Source organism: Pontibacter vulgaris, from assembly GCF_022758145.1.
Classification (GTDB): Bacteria; Bacteroidota; Bacteroidia; order Cytophagales; family Hymenobacteraceae; genus Pontibacter; species Pontibacter vulgaris.
In genome coordinates this window covers 1-2,685 of record NZ_JAJVDH010000018.1, presented here as the reverse complement: position 1 = coordinate 2,685, position 2,685 = coordinate 1, and the positions used below count along the sequence as shown (strand labels likewise).

Annotated in this window: 3 protein-coding genes and 1 pseudogene; 2 read left to right on the top strand and 2 right to left on the bottom strand. The window is 45.4% G+C overall.

Annotation, left to right across the window (positions count from 1 at the left end; genetic code table 11):
- Both LWP20_RS18050 and LWP20_RS18045 read right to left on the bottom strand, forming a co-directional pair.
- The coding region (locus LWP20_RS18050) for a DUF305 domain-containing protein (RefSeq protein WP_242929578.1) at positions 1–309 on the bottom strand (309 nt) is incomplete at its 3' end.
- A 219-nt stretch (positions 310–528) separates the two neighbouring features.
- Entirely contained in the window at positions 529–855 is a 327-nt protein-coding gene (locus LWP20_RS18045) for a four-helix bundle copper-binding protein (RefSeq protein WP_242929577.1), read from the bottom strand.
- Positions 856–1,679: 824 nt separating this feature from the next.
- On the opposite strand from LWP20_RS18045, the gene LWP20_RS18040 reads away from it, so the two are divergent.
- Positions 1,680–2,273 (top strand): helix-turn-helix domain-containing protein, encoded by a 594-nt coding sequence (locus tag LWP20_RS18040; RefSeq protein ID WP_242929576.1) that lies wholly within the window; start codon positions 1,680–1,682, stop codon positions 2,271–2,273.
- A gap of 118 nt (positions 2,274–2,391) precedes the next feature.
- Positions 2,392–2,685: pseudogene (locus LWP20_RS18035) on the top strand (hypothetical protein); the annotation flags it as partial.

The following is a 2,685-nucleotide window of genomic DNA, read 5'->3' as shown; positions in this document are numbered from 1 at the left end:
CTTCGTTTTCTCGGCCAGTTCCAGTGCTTCCGGCTCATGCCCATACTGCAGTTCCAGGTCGGCCATTTTAATTCCCATTTCGTGGTGCATGATCATCATGTTGGCAAAATCGATGTCCGGGTCGCAGGTCATTTCCATCTGGTTCATCATCTTCATCATGGAGTTGATGATCTGCTGCATTTCCTTATCAAATGCTTTATCGTTCTCCCAGTTAGGACCTTTGGCAGCTTGCTCTGCGCTGGCACTTAACGGGCTAACAACATCCTGTTCTTTTTCGCAGCTGCTAAACACAAAGACAGCAACTACCATTAGAGCTAAGCTCCTAATACTGATAAATTTTGTTTTCATAAATAATAGATTAAGTAGTTAAAAATGCATAAAACTTACTTATTAAGACCCATCTTATTGCAGCGACTATTTTAGCTGCACAAGCGTGCTATAGTAAAAATACCCTGACCACTCCTATAAGGTATAGGGGCAATCAGGGTAAAATTTTCTGAAGTATACACTTCAACATGGTAAAGATGACTACGCCTGCTGGCAAGCCTGCTCGCAGCGTCGGCAAGCCTCAGCGCACATACGGCAGTGCTCCATGTGCGAATGCTTCTCACACTCGGCACCGCACTCGCGGCATACTCTGGCGCACAGGTCCAGCACATCCCGCTTCATAGTCGAGTCACGGGATACATAATCCATCGCCATTTTACAGATGGCGGCACAATCCAAATCAAGTCTGATACAGCGCTCCATCATTTTCACGTCTTCTTCCTGCAGACAGGAAACAGCACAATAGTTACAGGCGGCGGCACATTCGGCAAGCACAGAAACCAGTTCTCTATTCATAGTTATGTTCATAGTGTGTTTTATTTGGTTATAAGTCCTTAGTTATACCCATCCCTTACTGAAGCAGTTTTATAGATCTCAAGTTAGTTTTTACATAATTCTAAACACATTCTATTGATATTCTGCGGGATAACGAATTTTAATATTCAAATTTGCAGTGTATATTTGCAGACAAGCAGAGATACATCCGTGCAGACGCATTGGTAGAAGTATATGTTGAAGGGAACCAAGAAAAGAGAAAGACATAGTGCGGGACTGCTGCTTTTAGCGGTATTCCTGAACCTGTTTTTCATTCAGCTGGCCTGCAGCCTCCCACACCTGATACAAAAGCTAGCCCCCCCTGCCTATGCGCATGCTAATCAGGAAAACGATGGCCATGGCCACTCTCACGACATCAATACTACAGCAGATACATCATCACATCACCATGATGGTGAGGGCGATTCGAACAACAGCTGCTGCTCAGAGCAGTCTGATACTCCCTTTCTAAAAGCCTCTGTGGACTCAGGCTGGTCTGCAGTTGTCAAAGGCCAGCCCAGTCCGCTGGCGCTGCTCGCCTATGCTTTCTACAGCTGCTTTCCAAAGGCTGCTATGGAGGCAGTTTCGCATGCGCCTCCTGAGGACCTCCCTCCCAAGATACCCGACATACGGATCTTTCTGCAATCCCTTATCCTGTTTGATTTACGATAGGTTATGACCTCCACCAAGAGGCAACCGGCACCACTGTGTCCACACGTGTAAGCCAGCTTGTCTCCGAAATTCCGTAAATCAACGTACAACAACAGGATCATTGCCCATTTCAACTACAAGTGGGCGCTCCTTTTTTCCTATCTATTATGGACAAAAGTGATTGTAAGCAACAAAGAGTACTGCACATTAAAAACATGGTATGCCCGCGCTGTATCAAAGTAGTGCGGGAGGAACTCGAATCCATCGGTTTGCCTGTATTCGAGGTAGAGCTTGGTAGGGCCACTGTCTGCGCTTCTGTAGCTGTTACAGAAGAGGCTATTCAGTACGTGCTCGAAAGAAATGAATTCGAGCTCCTGTACGATAGCAAATCAGAGCTGGTAGAGCAGGTAAAAATGGCTGTCATTGACCTGATTTACCAAGATAAACTTCCCCTGCTCAACACCACAGTATCGACTTTTCTGTCAGATGAGTTCATGAAAGACTATGCGAGTATCAGTTCTACTTTTAAGGCGCTGGAAGAAATGCCTTTGAGCCGTTACATCCTTCTTCAGAAGATTGAGCGGGCAAAAGAACTGCTGGAGTATAACCAGGAATCAGTGAGTCAGATTGCCTACCGACTAGGTTACAAAAGTGTGCAGCACTTATCGACACAGTTTAAGGAGATCACAGGGGTAACGCCTCTCCGCTACCGCAACGCAGGAGGCCCGGCCCGTAAGCCTATCGATCAGCTCAAAGACTGATATTTAACTTTCAAATCACAGCTTATTTTCAACTGGACATTTAAAGCCAGCAGTAGGCACAGGCAGTATGCTTACTACTAGTAATAGATTCTGAATATATTTTAAATCAATTTACCATATGAATAAATTCAACAAAAATCTCTCAAAAACCTTATGCCTGGGCCTGATAGCCAGTGCTATTTTCTTAAGTAGCTGCGACGACCATGACGACGAAGTAGAGCAGCTGCCGCTGTCCATTAACTATAAGGCCGCTTATGTTATTAACGGTCAGGACAATAATGTGTCGGTCATTAAACTTGACAACAAACAGGTAACGGAAACAATCAAGCTTCGGGAGGCAGTGGCTCCGCACCACATCTCGCTCAGTCCTGACAAAAAGTACTTGGCCATTGCCATTACATCCACTGACCTA